An 18917-nucleotide genomic window follows, 5' to 3' on the forward strand; every position below is an offset into this window, starting at 1 on the left:
ACATATCCGTTATTTGGGTAACGGCCGCTTAGGGTTTCGCTCTTACAGCGACTCACTTTTGGAAGAGCCCAAAAGTAAGCAAAAGGCTCTCGCCCCAACACTCGGCACCTCGCCTAGGCTCGGTGTGCCCGCACTCCGGCTTGAATCCGTGGGCCGCCGCGATGGGCCATCCATGGCCCAGCGCGGCTAACCCGGCGTCCTGCCGGGTTACCCACGGATTCAAGCCTGCGTGCGGCCAGCGTGTTTGACGGGGCGCCTAGGATCAAAATCAAAATCAAAAGCGCAGATCAACAGACCGCTGACTTCGTCAGCGAAAAGGATGTAAGAGCCAGAGCAAAAGCAGAGCAAAAGCAGAGCAAAAGCAGAGCAAAAGCAGAGCAAAAGCAGGACAGCAGGCTAGGACCTATCTATCTGATCTATAGAGATCAAACTGTGGGAGGGGGCTTGCTCCCGATGAGGGTGGGTCAGTCACAACTGCATCAACTGACACACCCTCATCGGGAGCAAGCCCCCTCCCACATTTGAAATGAGGTCGACCTGAGAACCCGGTCGGCTCTAAGGCCGCCGCGCTCTTGCTTTTGATCTGAAATCGCCCCGTCAACCACGATGGCCGGAATTCGATGTTGATTTGGGGGGTAAACCGGCAGGGATGCCGGTTTAGCCGCCCTGCGCCATGGATGGCGCGTGGCGGCGGCCCCCCAAATCAATGTCGGATTACGGGCATGCCGAGCCTAGGCGAGGCACCGAGTGGTGGGGCGAAGGCTTTTTGGTTACTTTTGTGCCTTTACAAAAGTGACCCGCTGTAAGAGCGGAACCCTAAGCCGCCGTTACCCAAATAACGGATATGTACACGAGCAAAAAAAAACGGGGCAATCAAAGATCACCCCAAAAGTCCAACGAGAGGCCCTACCAACCCAACTACAACGAAATCTGCTTCCTCTCCTCGTCCGTCAACCGCGCCCGCGCCTGTTCACTCAGCGGCCCCGCGCCCAGCACCTGCACCGGGCTGTTGGGGTTATACCCCGACGTCTTCTGCCCCTCTTCAACCCCACGCTGCACCGGCTCAGTCCCAAACCCGAGCACTTCCACCGTCACGATCGAAGCCCTGCCCTGCTTGGCAGCCGCCTGCTGACTGCGCGCCGCATCTTCCGCCGCCTGGGAGGCCGCTGCCCCCGCCGCGCTGGCCGAGCTCATGGCGCCGGTATTGACAGAGGCCGTTACAGGCACCCCAGACGATTTGCCCTGGGACTGGATATTCGCCGCGTTCACCACCCGCAAAGCCGCGATGTTGACGTTACCCGACACCCGAATCCCCGCCTCGCCCGCGTCGATGGTGCCCAACGGCGCGATCAGGTCGATGTCTCCCGCCGGTACTTCCGGGATCGGGTTCAGCGTGGCAATCCCCGCCCCCGTACTTGGCACCGACGGCGACAGGCCCACGTTGCCCCAGTTGTCATAGACACGCTTGGGCGGTGTGTACACCACGGTGGTCTTGGAGCCGCGACCGGCGTTGATGTCGCCCTCGGCGGTCCACCCCATGATCGAGCCGCCAAAGGTGGTCATGATGCGGCTCTGCCCCAATAGGATGCTGCCCATGGAATACAGCTGAATGTCACCGGCACCCTGGGTGATCACACCCGCCGTGGACGGTGGCGCCGCGCCTTCGATGCCGAAGGTCTGGCCGCCGCCGGGGGTGAGCATCTGGATCGACCCACCGGCATTGGTGTGCACGCCCGAGCCGTTGAACAGTGTGATGTCGCCCTGGTAAGTGATCGGGTTGCCGGCCACGTCCCTGGTCGGGAACAACGCCGCGATCGCCGCACGGCCACGCAGGTAGCTGCCCTCGCGGACGCCGCCGTCCTGGTTGTACTCGCGGCCAGCGGCCTTGAGTTCGGCAAAATACACGTCACGGGCAAACACCCGTTGTTGCTCAGCGGGTAATGCAGCGTAGTAAGCGCGGGCCTGCTCGCTGTCGCCGGCAAACCCGAAGCGCTCGGCCAGCCAGGTGGCCAGTTCGTCCTCATAGGTCTTGGCCACTTTGCCGCCCTGCAAGGACTCGCCCGTTTGTGCCTGGTTGAGCGGGTTCAGGTAGCTCTCGACGAACCGTTGGTAATCCGGTCCGGTGGCGCCGACACCGGCCTGCATGACGATGCTCGCGCCAGGGCGGTTGTCGCCCGGCAACACCGCGCCGAGGCTGGTCACGCTGTGCTCGCCGCCCGTGCCTGTCAGCAGGATATTGCGCCCGGCCGAGACTTCCAGCAGGCCGGGGCCGGCTACCTGGAAGTTGCTGTAGAGAATGTCGCGCCCGGCAGACACGATGGAGATGTCCTGCGTGTTTTTATGAATGAACAGATTGTCGCTTGGCGACGCGACGGTAAAACCATCAGTGCCAAAAGTACGACCACTGCTGACGATATCCCGCCCGGCCATCATGCGGACCGCGCCATTCCCTTCATACCAGGTCTCACCTTCATGCACTGACCCGGGTGTCTTCTGGAACGTGATTATCCGACCACTGCTCACCCCGACAAGGTCGCCGTCCATCGCATAAAACCGCGCCGGTTCAGCACTGCCCGCAGATGAAGCGGCTGTGGTGCCAGACCCGAATGCGAACAATGAGAGGTTGCCCGCGTTACCCGTGACCGACAGGTTGCTGGCGACCACGGCGTTGCCAACCCGGCCTTGGTACGCAGGATTCCACGGCGTCGCCATAGCACTGTTCGCCGTGCCGGACTGGCTAACCGGCATGCCGCCGGCGTAGATCGAGTCTTGGGCGAGGAACTGCAACTGGCCGTTTTCCCCAGGCGCCAACAGCAAGGGATAACTGTAGGCGCTGTCACCGTTGGTCTGCGTCTGCGCGGCTTTACCGTAATACAGGCTGCCGCCCGCTGCGGTAGCGTTAAGGATGGACGGGTAGACCACCGCCAGGTCGGCCGTCGCTTCGGAGCGGGTGAAGGGTGTGAGGTTGCCGCCCAGTGAAAACAGATCAATCGCGGTGTCTTTGGTCCACAACGTAAACCAGCTTGAACCGCTGCCGACTTTCGCGCCTTGGGCAAAGGGTGATACGTGCGAAAGCTGTACCCGGCCCGGGTCTTCGACGTTTTGCACCACCAAGTCGCCCAGGGTCTGCAGGTTGAACGTGGCATCACCCGGCACCAGGGTCATGCCACCACGGGCAACGCCACGGGTCGCGACCAATGGGTCGAACGCGCGGGTTTCGCCCGGGCTCTGGGTGGGAGCAATGCTGCCGTAGAGCATGTCGACGCTGCCCACGCTGGTGCTGCGCAGTTGCACATCGCCGCGCAGGTTGACCAGCACACCATCACGATGGTCCGCAGTCGCGGCCACGCTGGCCGGGTTCAGCACCCCACCGATGCGCACGCGCAAATCGCCGCCGCCGGTCAACTGCTGGGTGCCATCGCTGGCGATCCGCCCCGTGCTGCCGACCGCCAGGGCCAGGCCCTGACTGTGGGGGTTTACAGTGGTGTTGTTGAAGCCATAGCCCAAGGTATCCAAGACCCCGGCATCACCGACCACGTTCACGTCCAGATTGCCGCCACCCAAGGTGCCGAAGCCGGTGAAGCCAAGCATTTTGTCCGCCGCCGTGGTCGCGGTGTAACTGCCGAAATTGATCCACCAGGCGGTGGGTTGAGCTTGCCCGCCCGTGGCCACGTCACCACTGCCCTGGCGCCACAGCCAGTTGCCGACTGCGGCCGAGTCCACCCCGGCGTCCTTGGGGTTGGGACGCGCATTGCTGGTCGCAGTGCTGGTGATATTACCGGTCAGGTCACCGCCGACATTCAGGGTCAGATTGCCCCCGGCCTCCGGGTACCAGGCCCGGTAGCGGCTGGTGGGTGAGCCGTTGACGAATTGCTCAAAGTAGCTTCCCGGATCGTTCAGCACAGCGCCGGACGGTTGAGCGTTGGGCTGGTTGTACGGGTCACCCGCAAACGTGCCGGTCGATGAAGTACCGGCGGTGTACACGCCGTACAGCGAATCCATGCTCAGGTTGCCCGCACTCAACAACTCCAGGTCGCCGCGGCCGGTGCGGATCACACTGAAGCGTGTACTCGAAGGCGTCGCCCCGTATTCAGTCGTGCTCTGGGCCGCGCAATATTCGGGAGCCAGGGCGCAGACTTCATCCACCGTAGGCAGCTCCAGGCTGGCGAGGAACTCATTGGTGATCACCGCGCCCACGGGGATGATCACACCGGACTGGTTCAACAGATCGTCAGCCGCTTGCTGCGTCCACACGTAGGTCACTTTGATCGCGCAATACTCCGGCGCGCCGGCGCAGAAATCCTCGATCGACCCCAGGCTCAAGTCATCGAGCAATTGCTGGTCGATGGGGTCGCCCTCTTTGATGTCCAACCCAGCCTCGGTCAGCACCGCCACCGCTTCGGCCGTCCAGGTCTGAACGCCTTTGCTCGGCAATTCCTTGGCATACATACCGTAGTGATTGTCGGCCAGGTGAATATCGCCGCTGCGCGGATGGGCTTGCAGCAGACGGCTGTCCGCGGCCTCGGTGTCGGCACCCGCCACCAGGCGCAACGACCACGATTGGGTGCCTTCGGCCAGCATCGGCGAGATGGCCCACACCTGACCGGCGTCGCCAGACACCCCAACCCGCAACTGCACCGAGGCAGCCCCGTTGGGCAACTTCACATCGGTGCCGGCGGGGATCAGCGCGCCCTTCGGCAGGGCTTTGCTGCCACTCAGTTGCACGATGTTATTGGCCAGGTTAGCCCCGTGCACCGTCGGCAGCGGTACACCTTTGGGCCAGATCATGTCTTGCAGACGGGTGCCTTGGGTCAACAGTGTCCCGGCGCCCAATTGCGTGCCCGCCACCAGGGTGTGCGCCTCGGCGAGCAACGTACCGGCGGCAAACAACAGGTTGCCCCCGGCATCACGCACGTCCGCCGCCAATACGCTGCCCGCCGGCAGAAGCAGGTCCTGGCCCAAGGTCGCGGCCACTGGCAAACGGGTGCCGGCGGCGACCGTCAGGCCTTTGATCGGCAGGTCGTAGTTGAGCGTGCTGCCCGCCGGGAAGGCCGTACCGTCTGCCAGGGTCACACCGTTGCCCGGCACCACGATGGTGCCGCCGCTGAAGTCCACACCGGGCAGCAGCACCCAGCCTTTGTCATCCTCGGACACCGGCGGTTTGGCGAAGCCATCGTTGATGCTGCCGTAGATATTCAAGTCCCCACCGGCGCGCAGCGTCAGGCTGCCGGACTCGCCGGAGCCGTAGACGGCATTGTTCTTCTGGCTGTTGGGGTTGAGGCTGGCATAGCGATAACCGGACAAGTCCAGGTCGCCCTGCACCACCAGGTCGCCGTCCGGGGTCTTGCTGACGATTTCCACACCGGGGCGCAGGTGGAAGGCGTCGGCGTAGGTCGCGTTATTCAAGCCGGCGAGCTTGTTATCCAGCAAGTTCGTATTGAGCAGGGCGGCATTGATGAAGGCCTCGCTCAAGGCGTGTTTTGCATCCAGATAACCTTGGGTGATTTCCTGATACGGCCTGCCACTGGCGGTCGGATCGCTTTTTTCGGGTGCATCGTCGTAGGTCGCCATGCCGTTGAGGGTGATCGAGCGCGCGCCCTGAATGATCAAGCGTCCACTGGCGTCGATCGCCACGTCATTGCCTGCCAACCGTGGTGCATTCAGTTCCAGGGTGCCGCGATTGCGTCCGTCATTACCAGCAGCCGCGCCGGTACCGTGGCGCAGGTCGATGCGTACGCCATCGGCGAGGGTCAGTTGGCCGCTGCCGGAGCCCAGCACCACCGTGGCGCGGTTCGGCGAGTCGATGATCTTGCCGTAGCTGTCCACGCGCAGCTTGCTGCCGTGAGCGTCGAGAACGGCTGTGCTGTCCAGGGTCAGGCCGTTCTTGCCGGCCAGGTTGATACTGCCGACGCGCTCACCGCTGGCGTCCACCAGGCCGGTCACGCGCAGGCTGCCGTTGTCCACGGACACGCTGACGGTGCCGGCCTTGAGCCCATTGCCGATGGTCAGGTCGCCCTGCTTGAGCTGAAAGCTGCGCGCACCGAAGACTTCGCCCTGGTTCAGGCGTTGGTTGAGGTCGGCAAACTGCTGGTCCAGGGAGCCGCTGCTGCCCAGGCGCTGCGCCTGGATCTCCACGGTTCCGGCTGGTTGCGGCATAGAGGTGCCACCGGCGTTGTAGTAACCACTGCTGCTGCCGAGGATCTTGCCCTGCAGATCGACGATTCCACCCGCCGCATCCGTGGCCACCGCACGCAACTTGCCGGCTTGGTTGTGCTTGGCGGACAGGTCGATGGTCGAGCCCGCCGCCTGCAGGATATTGCCGCTGCGGCTGTCGAGCAGCACATCGCCGCCCCACCCGTACTGGGTCACATCGTTGAAGGTGATCCCACGACCGGCCACGTCAATCAGCGCGTCGTCGGTCAACACCACATCGCCACGGGCACTGAGGCTGACTTTACCGCTGGGCAACACCACCGCACTGGCCACGCGGATGCTGTCGCCTTGCAGGGACAGTGCGGCACCCTGGCCGCTGGCGTTGCCACGAGGGCCTGCCGAGGCGCCGATATCGATCGCACCGCCGGCTTTGATCGTGTTCACCGAGCCGGCCTCACCGGTCATCAGCGGGGTGCGAATGGTCAAGTTGCCGCCGCTGTACTGGAAGCCGCTGACCGGGTCATAGGCGCCCTGGCGCTGGTACACCGACAAGCTGCCCTTGTGGTTGGCGGTGATGCGCTCGCTGGCGTTGAGAGCAACGTTGGCAAAGCCCAGGGCCAGGCGGTCGAAGCTTTTTACAGTGCTGGGCTGGCCAAATTCGCCATAGCCAAACTCGATGCGCTCGGCATTGATATCCAGGCGCCCACTGCCAGTGCCTGCGCCGCCTGCCACCACCGCGCCGGGAGCGTTGGTAGCACCCAGCCAAATCAGGTTAGCGGTGTGAATGGTCGCGACATCACTGGCACCACCGGCGCCATAGATGGACGGGGTGGACAGCATCAGGTTGCTCAGCAGCGACTTGCCGGTCAGCGGGTCATAGGTGTCGAGGCTGGCGCTGCCGTAGAAGTTAAAACCGTCACGCGCCGACAACTGCAGGGTCTCCAGGACCGGTGCGCCTAATTGCGTGTCGCCGCGCAGCAGGCGGTCGAGCAGCGCCTGGTTCAGGGTCAGGCCGGCTGGCAAGCGGTTTGCGGCAGCCGCCGCGGCGAGGGCTTCGACGCTGCCCAGGTTGATGGTGCTCACGCCCAGGTTGAGGTGACGAGTGCCATAGCGCACCTGGTCGCCCAGTTGGAAGGTGCTGTCGGTCAGGGCCACGATGCTGCCATCGGAATACAACCCGGTCTGGCCGGTGCAGACGCTCGTGCTGCATGCGCCGATGTTGATACCACCGCTGGTCACACCGCCGACTTGAGGGGCACTCACCACGTTCAGCAAACCGTTGGACACCGCCAGCATATTGGCAACTTGGTAGATAAAACCGTCGCGGGCGTCGTAGCTGGCGGCACCGCGCCCCAGAGTGTTGATCGAAGCGCCCTGCTCTACCACGATGGCGCCGGTGTTGCTCACCAGGAACACTTCAGGCGCGGCAAGCGTGGCGCCCGCACGTAAAGTCACGTTGCTATCGGCGGCATTCACACCCGATGCCAGGCTTATGAAGTTGCCCGACTGGCCATACTCCACCATGGTCATGCCCCCCACCATCAGCCGTGAAGCACCGATGGCATTGAGGGTGTCGGCTTTAAGCGTAATGCCGGAAAAACCGGCGGTAGCCGAAGCGTCAGCCGCGATCACTTCAATGCCGAGCTTGCCAGGGTCCAGTACCGCTACCGTACCGCCATAGCCTCCCGTCGCGGCATCAAAACGTCCGATACCCTCGAAGGAGAATGCGTCGGCCCCCTGGCCGGGGCGCAGTGCCAGTTTCAGGGTCTTGGCGTCGGCTTCCAGCATGGGGCGCGGTACGCCTAACCTGGCCGCATCGGCTTTGGCGAATTGGGCGTAACTGGTTTCGTTGTATTGGGAATAACGGCGCAGGGTGTCCGCCGAAGTCAGGATCAACTGGCTGGCAATGCTGTTGCGGATCCCGGTGTGGGCAATCGACAGCTGCCCGGCCGTGGCCCACGAGCCATTGCGCATCAAGGTGGTCGCGGCGTCGCTGCCGACTCCGGCCAGGCCATTGATCTCCACGCGATAGGCGCCGGGCATCAAGGCATACGTCGACGGCATCAAGGTATAGGTGCCCGCCGGCAACCCTGGCACACCCGCGCCGATGGTGACCTGCTGGCCAACCAGCGGCGCCACGGCACCGCCCTCCGCAGCCACCGGCGCTACGCCGGGTTGCACGCCCGGCACGATGGCGTAGATCGGGTTGGTGGACAGCCCCGGCAACACAAACCCGCCGTTGGCACCAAATTGCACCAGCGGGTTGTAACGCGCATCCGTGGAGCCGCCGCGCCCGGAAACAAACCCGGCGCCGAGTAACTCGCCACCGCCCGACAGGTCCAGGATGGCATCCGGCTGCACCGCAACCGACTGGCCGCCCAGAATGACGCCCACGCTCAAGTCGCTGTTGGTATTGGCCAGCCCGCCTTGGCCGAGGAATGTCACCGTCTTGCCGTTGTACTTGTAAACCTGCCCGTCCAGCGTGCCGCCATAGGGCAACACCAGGCCCTTGCCGCTCACCGAGGTGACGCTGCCCGGCAGCAATTGCACCTGGCTGCTACCCATGCTGCCGATATCGATCAGGCCCAATGGCGCGCGCACCACACCGCCTTGCTTGACGGTGGCAGCGCCCAGTTGCAGGCGTCCGAACGCCGAATACGGCAGGGGCGCGTCCGTGCTGCCGACGCGGCCAATGGTCAACGTGCGTAAAGGGTCAAACGTCAGGCCCTGCACAGCCGATGACTCGCCCAGGTAACCGGCGATGACACGGGCACTGACTTCCGTGCTCGGGTACACCTGCGCCGCCCGCAGGGTCATGTCGCCCTGGGTCAGTAACTGGGTACTGACACCGGTGATGATGTCGTTCGCGGAGGCGCCCACCAGAAATCGCAAATCGCCCTGGCTGGTCAGGTTGACCTGATCGAAGCCACGGCGCTCAAGGCTCGCCAGGCTATTGTCGGCGCCGTAGAGGCTGCTGCGATTGCCGAAGATCACATTACCGCGCACTTCCACCAGGTCGCCGTCGGCATTGAACTGCGCCTCGGTTGCACGCTGGGATGGCGCCGGCAACACCGGCACCGGACGCACGTATAAATCCTTGCCTGTCTCGGGAGGCGCAAGGTAGCCCGCCAGCAACAGGTGCGGCGCCGTCAGGTTGATACGTGAGTTGCCTGCCGCGTTTTCACTGAGGCCATAACCACGGCTGTAAAAACGCAGGCTCTGGCCCATGTCCAGGCTCACATCACCGTCAAAGCTCAATAAGCCATTGCTCAACAGCGCGAGGTTATCGAAGCCGCCAGCAGTGACTTGATCCACGCCCAGGCGGCCATGCCCGTACTCCAGGCTTTCGCCCAGCGCGGTCGGTTGGTGCACCTGGCTCAACACCAGGTCACGGACCTTGAGCACCCGATCGGTGACCCCGGCTTTCTGGTAATACGGGCTCTCCAGCGCCAGGTTAAGGCTACCGCCCGCCGCGCCGGCGCCACCGGCCTTGGCGACCAGGCTGCCATCCAGGTACAGGCCATTGTTGGAGGCCAGGCTGATGCTGCCGCCGTTACTGGCGACCTGCACCGCGCCCTGCCCTGGAATATTCAGCAAAGCCTGGGTGCCGGACGCGTCCAGGCGCGCACCGTCGCGCACGACCACGAACACGTCGCTGGCTGTGGCAAGGCCGGTGTTCAGGTCAAGCGAGCCGCCAATGTTGATAGTGCCGCCGTCGCGCACCACGCCGTAAGTGCGGCCACGGTAGTCCACCGCCGTGGCCGCCCGCGCCGCCACGTCGATCAACGCCTGTTCGCCAATCCAGATCGAGCGGTCATGGCCGATGGCGTTCACCGCCTCCGAGGCGCCGGTGGTCACACCGCCCAGGCTGACACTGCCGCCCCAGGCATTGAGCGTTCCGTCCAGGGTCAATTGGCCGATGCTGCGCAGCTTGATGGCCTGGCCGGGATCGACGTTGATCACGGCGCCGTGGCCCACCGTCAGGGCTGTGCTCGCCAGTTGCGCAGCCGTGGCGTAGACCGTACCGGCGGTGAGGCTCAAACCGGCGCCACGGCGTTGGGTCAGCACGCCCTTGGTCGCGTCCTCCTGGTACAGCGGCGGCGTCCATTGCTCCAAGGCCGTGCCGGGATCGCTGCCCGTTGGCGTGGTGGACGCTTGGGCGCCCAAACGATAGGTCGGCAGGCTCACATCCACTTGCGTACCGTCGGTGACGATCAGCCCTTCGTTGCCGGTGATGTCGTAGGCCGAAAAACCCTTATTGAAGAAGTCGCCAGCCAGTTTCAGGGTGTCGCTGTCCACCGCAGCCGCGCTGTTGCCGATCTGCACCTTGCGTGCCTGCAAGGCCAGGGTGCCGCCGCCACTCACGCCAAAGCCGCGCACCTCGCCCTCCAACGCCAAGGCGCCGAGGGCGCCCAGGGTCACACTGCCGCCCTTGCCGCCGGTGAGCTTGCCGTCGACGCCGAGGGTCGCACCGGAGGACACATCCACCACACTGCCGGCCGCCAGGTTGACGTTGTTCGAACTGCGCAACGAGACCTTGCCGCCGTTGACATACGCCACGCCGGTGCTGTTGGTCGGGTCGAGCAGTAGGTTGTTCCAGCGGCCACGGGCATCGAGCTTGACGCCGGCCGCGACACTCACACTCGAACCACCGGCCAGGGTCGTGTCTTCGACCTCGCCCGCTTTCAGCGGGTTGACCTGGCTGAGGATGTTGCCCGCATTGATGCTGCCACCCAGGGCTGTCAGGTTGGCGTTGATATCAACCCTCGGCCCGAACAGGGTGATGTCGCCGCCGTCGGCCACGCTGAGCGCGCCATTGACGGTCACCTGCTGCCTGGCCGCGACCTTGATCGCGCCCAACGGGTTGCCACTGAGCTGCTCGCTGTCGAGCAGGATTTTGCCCTGGCGGTCCTGGGGCAACGCGGTGGCGAGGTCCAGGCCATCGGCGATTTTTTCCAGGCTGCCTTCGATCGACACCTCGTCGGCGTTCGCCCCCAAGGCGTAGCGCAAGGTGCCGGTGGTCTTGTTGTAGATCGGCATGTACTGGCCAATGATCAACTGCGCGAGCTGGGCCATGGCTTTTTGGGATTGCTGGTAACCGTCCAGGTTGATGTTCGGCGCCTGGGTCTGGCGATCACCCTGGAACACCGCGCTGATCATCTGGCCTTCCAGCACTGCGCTGGCGGTGCTGACCACCAGCTTGCCGGCGTCACGGCCCACGGTATAACCGGCCTCGTTACGGCCCTGCGGAGCAATCATCGGGTTGTAGTAGTACTCGGTCTGGCCCCAGCGAACACTGGTGTCTTCATAGCCCTTGTAGATACCGGAATAAAGAATGTCGCCGGGTGCTTTGGACAACTCGTACAACCGTCGATCCGGGCCCTTGAGCCAGGTTTGCCGGATATAGCCCCCTTGCACATCCACGGTGCCGCCCGACAAGTTGATCTGCGCGCCTTGCTGGGTCACGACATCTTTGCCGGTAAAGGTCACGGTGCCGCCCTGGGCCATCCATTCGCCCACCGAATGGCCCTGGGTGCCGAGGTAACCGCCGACTTCCAGCAGACCACCGGCGGTGTACCAGCGATCGGTGGCGTAGCCGTTGGTGCCGGCCGGGACAAACACCAGGTCGCGTAAGTCGACCCACACGTCGTTATTGATCAGTTGCCCATTGTCGCGGTTGATCGCCGCATCCCGCTGCTCGTTGCCCTGTACGTTGATCTTGATGTTGTTGGCTTCCATCGACACCTTGACGCCCACGGCGCCCGACACGTCGATCATCGCCCCATCGCGCACCAGGCTGCGTTGACCGGCGCTGACCGCCACCTGGCCGCCGGTGGCGAGGGTGATCGAGCCTTTCTGGAAGTCCACGGTGCCACCGCTGACGATCTCGATACGCGACTGGTCAGTGCGGTCGGCCACGGCGCTGAGGTGGTTGAACTGCGCCGTGATCAGGTTGGCCGGCGTGCCGTCGAGCTTGATCAGGCCGTTGTCTTTCTGGCTGTTGAGGGCGGTGCTGCCACTGGCGTCCAACAGGATTGCAGTGGTGCTGCCCTCCCCCAGGGTGACGCTGCCGCCGGTGTCGCTGGCCGAGTTGAGCAAGTGAATGGAGCCGCGGGTGTCCACCGAAGTGCTGGCCAGGACCACGCCGTTTTGCTGAACCTGGTGCCCGGTCAGAGTGACGTCGCCGGTGGAGGCCATGATCAGGCCGTTGTTGATCACCTTGCCTGCGCTGCTGCCCGGCTTGAGGCTGGCGGCGACTTCATTGCCACGGGTGGTGGAACGCTCGTTGCCCGCCGTGCCCACCCCTTTGCGAATATAAAAGCTGTCACCGGCCGCCAGGGTGGTCTGGCCCTTGGCGGTGATGATCGTGCCGGCGTTTTCCACTTCGGTGCCGAGCAGCAAGGCATAGCCGCCCGCGTCGGTGGAGGTGGCGGCGTTGTGGGTCTGGATCAACGCACCGCGCTGCACCTCGACCTTGCCCGCCGCGTCGGTGAACGTCGGTTGAGTGCCATTGGTGTCGACATAAAGGCCGCGCTGGATGAACTGGTCATCGGTGATCGTCGCGGCAGCCGCCACCAGGTTGCGCACATTGACCTGGCTGGTGCCACTGAAGACCACGCCGTTACGGTTCATGATCATCACCGTGCCCGCGCCCTGAATCTTGCCCTGGATTTCGCTGGGGCGTGCCTCAGGGTCATTGACGCGGTTGAGCACTGCCCAGGTGGACTGCTGCTGGAAATCCACCGTGGTGTTACGACCGACGTTGAACGTCTCCCAATTGAGGATCGCCTTGTCGGCGGTCTGCTCAATGCTCACCGTGGTCTTGCCGCCCGCCTGGGTCTGGGTCGGCGCCTTGGCATTGGTCCAGCCCTGGGTCAGGCTGTTGTCCACCTGCAAGCCGCCCTTGCCGAGGCCGTCGGGAATCGTCGAGACCTGACCGAACGCCGCCTGCCGACCGGCCGCCTGCGCCGCCTGCTGCGCCGCAATCGCCGCGACCGTGGTGTTGAGCGTGCTGATGGACCGCGCCAACTGCTGGTTGACCCGCGCCTGCTGGTTCAGCGTCGGCACCGACGGCATCTGCCCCGCATTGATCCGCGCCGCCGTCGTCGCCTGGGTCGCCCCCTTGGCCGCGAACCACGCTGGGCTGAACGCAGTCGCCGCATGGGCATTGCCCGCCACCACCAACAAGGCAATGACCTGAGCCAGAGGCTTGAGGCGCAACACAGTCTGGGCGTGCGAGCCCTGGGCATTCAGCTTGAGCGTGGGTTTGCAGCGGACCATCGGGAATCTTCCTTCTTTGTAATCGCCAGGAGCAAGACAGGCTCACGTATGAGGGTTAGGCGGTTGGCGAGGGGCGGGACTGAACTTCTGTCATGCAAAGTTCATAAAGGGCTGCTAACGCAAAAAAAATCAGCAACGGCACAGGCCGTTGCTGATCGGGGTTGCGGGTCGTTGAAAGCCTGGGTTACAGCGGACGACCGATGGCGTTGCAGACGCTGGTGTTACCGATGCCTTGAGCGCTGGAAGCGGTGGCAAAGGTGTCACGCACGGCTTTTTTCCAGTTGGCTGGCAGCGGCACGAAGCGGTTGTTGTTGATGGCGGTGTCGTTGTTGATCAGGTTGCCGTAGTGGCGGTTGAAGAACGCACGGACCTGGGTGGTCTGGGTGGCGTCGGCGTAGCACTGGCTGAAGATCACGTTAGTGAAGCCCAGGATCGGGTAGCCGCTGGATGGGTAGGCGAACGTCGCCGGGCCGCTGGCAGTGGCAGCGAATACCGGTACCCAGTTGTCCGGGTTAGTGGCGTCGATGAACGAACCATCGGCACGGGCTTCGGTTGGCGCAGGGATCTGGCCAATGGCGGTGGAAACGTTGGCAGGCGCTGGCGAAACACCGCCAATCTTGGCCACTTTGGTGGCGTCATCCAGACCGGCCAAGGTGGTCGCCGCGTAATCCGGGCTCATGTAGGTGATCGCGCCATCTTGAGCGTTCAACGCGGTCATTACGCCTTGGCTGCCGGTAGCGGCCACTGCGCCAGCAGGCAAGCCTGCACCGTAGCTGGACGAAAAGGTGGTGGTCACGGCGAACGGTTGCGTCTCAGCGCACTTGGCGTTGAGGAAGCGCGTGAACAGTTCGGTGGTACCGCTGGACTCGCTGCGGTAGATCACTTTGATCGCGCCGGTGCGACCCGAACCAGTGATCTGGCTCCAGTCGGTCAAGCGGCCCGAAAACACGCCGCACAGTTGGTTGACGCTCAGATCAACCGCGTTGGCGCCAGCCTTGTTGAATGGAATGGCGACCGAAGTGGCCACCGAAGGCGCCTGGATCAACTTGCCCCAAGTCGCTTGTTTGTTGGTTTGGTAAGCCAGCAGCTCAGCAGCCGTCAGCTTGGAATCGCTGCCTGCCCAGTGCACGTTCTTGTTAGTCACGCCCGCCACGAACTTGGTGTAATCGTTGTTCAGGAAAGCCGCCTTGCCGTTGCCGCTGCCCACGCCGATGTAGGCGGCGAAGCCAGTGGTGAGGACGCCGGAGGTTTGGTACAGCGGCTGTGGCAAGGTTGCGCCGCCGCCGTTGATGTCAGCCATTGCAGCCTGGGCCGAGCACAGTGCAGCGAGGGTCATGGATACCGCGAGAACGTTGCGCTTAAACATGAAGAATCTCCTTTCGTCGTGTTTGTACGTTTGGGGTAGATGGCTCTTGCATGACGCCATGGCTTCGGTCCCAAGCCGTGATAAAGGGGTGGCCGGGGGTGAAAACCATGGAAGAGAAAGTCGCAGTTTCCGATGACAGATGTAGGAAAAAACCTCGGGAGGAAACACTTGATTTTTAAAAAGATTCTCGGGTGTTTTGGTCATGATTCTGAGCGATTTCAGCCCAGGTGACAGCGAGGTTTCAGAGGCCCTGCCGTGGAGGCGGCAGGAACCGTTGGCAGATGACGGAATGAGGAACCCGAGGTTGGGACCCGGACATCGGGATACCAAAAAAACAACTGAAAAACGCGTTGAGTGGTGGAGGACGCTCGCCCCCCAATAGAACTGGATTTCCACGCAATGGATCTGCCCCCCGACAAAACGCGGTGTCTCAGAGAGGGTGCCGTGTCAGGTTTTGGGGGGGCTTCGCCACCCAGCGCGGGGCAAGCCCGCTCACCCCAGTAAGCCCGCTCACGCCGTTTGATCAGGTAACGAGTTGGTTGATCTCGATGATCGGCAACAGCACCGCCATCACAATCACCAGCACCACCGCCCCCATCACCACGATCATCAGCGGCTCCAGCAGCGCGGTCATGCCCATGGCCCGGCGTTCGATATCCCGCGACAGCGTCTGCGCTGCACGTTCGAGCATCGGCGGCAGCGAGCCGGTTTTTTCGCCGCTGGCGATCAGGTGGATCAATACCGGCGGAAAGACTTTCTCCACCGCCAGCGCCGGCGCCAGGTTGACCCCTTCGCGTACCTTGGCAGTGGCGTCGTTGACGCACTGGCTCAGGCGCTCGTTGGACAAGGTCTGGCGAGCCGCCTCCAGCGCCCGCAACAGCGGCACGCCAGCACCGCCGAGGATCGCCAGGGTCGAGGCAAACCGCGCCGTGTTCAGACCCAGCACAAAGCGCCCTATCAGCGGCAGGCGCAGCACACGACTGTGCCAATTCAAGCGCGCCACCGGGTTGCGCAGGTACAAACGCCAACTCCAGAAACCGCCGACAATCCCGGCGAAACACAGCCAGCCCCACGCGCGGATAAAGTCGCTGGCGTTGAGCATCGCCAGCGTCAGCCCCGGCAGGTCCTGACGCGCCTGGGAAAACGCACTGACCACCTGGGGCACCACGTAACTGAGCAAAAAAATCACAATGCCAATGGACACCAGCCCCACCACACCGGGGTAGATAAACGCGGTGAGAATCTTGCCGCGCAGGTTGTTGCGTTCCTCGATGTAGTCCGCCAGGCGCTCCATCACCTGGGCCAAGTCACCGGACTCCTCCCCCGCCGCAATCAACGCACGGTAAATCGACGGAAAATCCCGTGGCCGCGCCGCCAACGCATCCGCCAGGCGCATGCCGCCGCGCACATCTCCACGCACGGCCGCCAACGTCTGGGCGATGTGCTTTTTCTCGGCCTGCTCCACCGTGGCACTCAGCGCCGCCTCCAACGGCAGGCTGGCGCCGAGCAGGCTCGCCAGTTGCCGCGTGGCCCAGGCCAAGTCGTTGTCCGAGAGCTTGGGCGTGAACAGGCTACTGCCCGCCGCCGCTGGCTGGCCGCCTTCGATCTGCACCAATAAGGCCGTCAAACCCCGCCCGCGCAAGTGGGCAAACGCTGCGCTCTGGCTGTCGGCCTCCACATGCCCGACCTCGACTTTGCCGCTGGCATCCGCGGCTTCATAGCGATAGCGATTCATCAGGCGTCCCGTGTCACGCGTAGGATTTCTTCGGGGGCCGTGGCGCCGCTGCGCACCCAGCGCTCACCGTCTTCACGCATGCTGAACATCCCGGCCCGCCGCGCGGCCAGGCGCAAATCCTGCTCGCCGGCGCCCTGATGAATCAGGCTGCGTACATCGTCGTCGACACAGAACAATTCATGGATACCGGTACGCCCGCTGTAACCGACCTGGTTGCAGTGCGAGCACCCCACCGGACGCCAGGTGCCCGGCGCGGCAGGATCTTCCTGCTTGCAATGGGGGCACAGGCGGCGCACCAACCGCTGGGCCAACACACCCAGCAATGACGACGCCAACAGGAACGGCTCGACGCCCATGTCGATCAAGCGGTTCACCGCCGACACCGCATCGTTGGTGTGCAACGTGGCGAGTACCAAGTGACCGGTGAGCGAGGCCTGCACGGCGATCTGCGCGGTCTCCAAGTCGCGGATTTCACCAATCATGATGATGTCCGGGTCCTGACGCAGAATGGCCCGCAGCGCCAGGCCGAAGGTCATGTCGATCTTGGCGTTGACCTGGATCTGGCTGATGCCCGGCAAGTCGTATTCCACCGGGTCTTCCACGGTGAGGATATTGCTGGTGCTCGCGTCCAACCGCGCCAACGCCGCGTACAGGCTGGTGGTCTTGCCACTGCCGGTGGGCCCGGTGACCAGCACAATGCCGTGGGGCTGGCGGATCAAGGTATCGAGGCGCGCGAGCAACTGCGGCTCCATGCCCAGAGTCTCCAACTGCAAACGCCCGGCCTGCTTGTCGAGCAAACGCATCACCACCCGCTCGCCATGCCCGGTGGGCACCGTCGACACTCGAATATCAATCGGCCGCCCGGCCACACGCAACGCAATGCGCCCGTCCTGGGGCAGGCGTTTTTCGGCGATGTCGAGCTGGGCCATGATCTTGATCCGCGACACCAACGCGCCATGCAGCGCCTTGCGTGGAGACACCACATCGCGCAGCGTGCCGTCGACGCGGTAGCGCACCACGGAATGGGTTTCATAGGGCTCGATATGAATATCACTGGCCTCGTCCCGCGCTGCCTGGGTGAGCAAGGCGTTGATCATGCGGATCACCGGCGCACCGTCCTGGGTGTCGAGCAGGTCGGTGATCTCGGGCATGTCCTGCATCAGGCGGTCGAGGTCGACCTCGTTTTCCGCCGCGCCCACCACGGCCGCGGCGCTGCCGGTGTCGGCGTAGGCACTGGCCAGGAGACCGTCGAGTTCGTCATCGCGTATCTGCTCAATCCGCGACTGGCCGAACTGGCGCTGCACTTCGCTGATCGACCAGCCGGGGGTTGAGGGGCAGACGGTCAGCAACATACCGTCCTCGCCGGGGCGCAGGAGGATGCGTTGGGATTTGGCCCAGGCGTAAGGGAGAAGGCTCACAAGGTATCTTCCTGACCGAGCACGGTCCAAATGTGGGAGGGGGCTTGCCCCCGATAGCGGTGGGTCAGTGTGTACATCTGTGGCTGACACACCCTCATCGGGAGCAAGCCCCCTCCCACATTCAAATCTTCATTTGGATTCATGGCCGTGCACCTACCGGTACAGCCCGAATCACCGCCCTCGGCCCCGGCTGCTGCCCCCCTCGGAATCGCCTTCTTCACCTGCTCAATCCGCGACTGGCCGAACTGGCGCTGCACTTCGCTGATCGACCAGCCGGGGGTTGAGGGGCAGACGGTCAGCAACATGCCGTCCTCGCCGGGGCGCAGGAGGATGCGTTGGGATTTGGCCCAGGCGTAGGGGAGAAGGCTCACAAGGTATCTTCCTGACCGAGCACGGTCCAAATGTGGGAGGGGGCTTGCCCCCGATAGCGGTGGGTCAGTGTGTACATCTGTGGCTGAAACACCCTCATCGGGAGCAAGCCCCCTCCCACATTCAAATCTTCATTTGGATTCATGGCCGTGCACCTACAGGTACAGCCCGAATCACCGCCCTCGGCCCCGGCTGCTGCCCGCCCGGAATCGCCTTCTCCACCTGTTCAATCCGCGACTGGCCGAACTGGCGCTGCAGTACGCTGATCGACCAGCCGGGGGTTGAGGGGCAGACGGTCAGCAACATGCCGTCCTCGCCGGGGCGCAGGAGGATGCGTTGGGATTTGGCCCAGGCGTAAGGGAGAAGGCTCACAAGGTATCTTCCTGACCGAGCACGGTCCAAATGTGGGAGGGGGCTTGCCCCCGATAGCGGTGGGTCAGTGTGTACATCTGTGGCTGACACACCCTCATCGGGAGCAAGCCCCCTCCCACATTCAGATCTTCATTTGGATTCATGGCCGTGCACCTACCGGTACAGCCCGAATCACCGCCCTCGGACCCGGCTGCTGCCCGCCCGGAATCGCCTTCTCCACCCG

General features: G+C 63.7%; 5 protein-coding genes and 1 pseudogene. All 6 read right to left on the reverse strand.

The window, feature by feature from the left end:
- Positions 1 to 918 precede the first annotated feature (918 nt).
- Complete coding sequence (locus CKW32_RS22045; RefSeq protein ID WP_095185995.1) at positions 919 to 13434, reverse strand: filamentous hemagglutinin family protein; 12516 nt, start codon at positions 13432 to 13434, stop codon at positions 919 to 921.
- A 184-nt stretch (positions 13435 to 13618) separates the two neighbouring features.
- Positions 13619 to 14800, reverse strand: a complete 1182-nt coding sequence (locus CKW32_RS22050; protein ID WP_032885398.1) for a substrate-binding domain-containing protein — start codon at positions 14798 to 14800, stop codon at positions 13619 to 13621.
- 523 nt (positions 14801 to 15323) lie between these two features.
- Positions 15324 to 16535, reverse strand: coding sequence for a type II secretion system inner membrane protein GspF (gene gspF, locus CKW32_RS22055; protein WP_095185996.1), 1212 nt, complete (start codon positions 16533 to 16535; stop codon positions 15324 to 15326).
- Positions 16535 to 17953 (reverse strand): type II secretion system ATPase GspE, encoded by a 1419-nt coding sequence (gene gspE, locus CKW32_RS22060; protein WP_032885400.1) that lies wholly within the window; start codon positions 17951 to 17953, stop codon positions 16535 to 16537. The genes gspF and gspE overlap by 1 nt, the downstream gene beginning before the upstream one ends.
- On the reverse strand, positions 17950 to 18324 hold the full coding sequence (locus CKW32_RS28915) for a hypothetical protein (protein WP_095185997.1): 375 nt from the start codon (positions 18322 to 18324) through the stop codon (positions 17950 to 17952). The genes gspE and CKW32_RS28915 overlap by 4 nt, the downstream gene beginning before the upstream one ends.
- A 217-nt stretch (positions 18325 to 18541) precedes the next feature.
- Positions 18542 to 18694, reverse strand: a pseudogene (locus CKW32_RS22070) (type II secretion system protein GspE); the annotation flags it as partial.
- Positions 18695 to 18917 lie beyond the last annotated feature (223 nt).

Source organism: Pseudomonas sp. Irchel 3H9, from assembly GCF_900187495.1.
Classification (GTDB): Bacteria; Pseudomonadota; Gammaproteobacteria; order Pseudomonadales; family Pseudomonadaceae; genus Aquipseudomonas; species Aquipseudomonas sivasensis.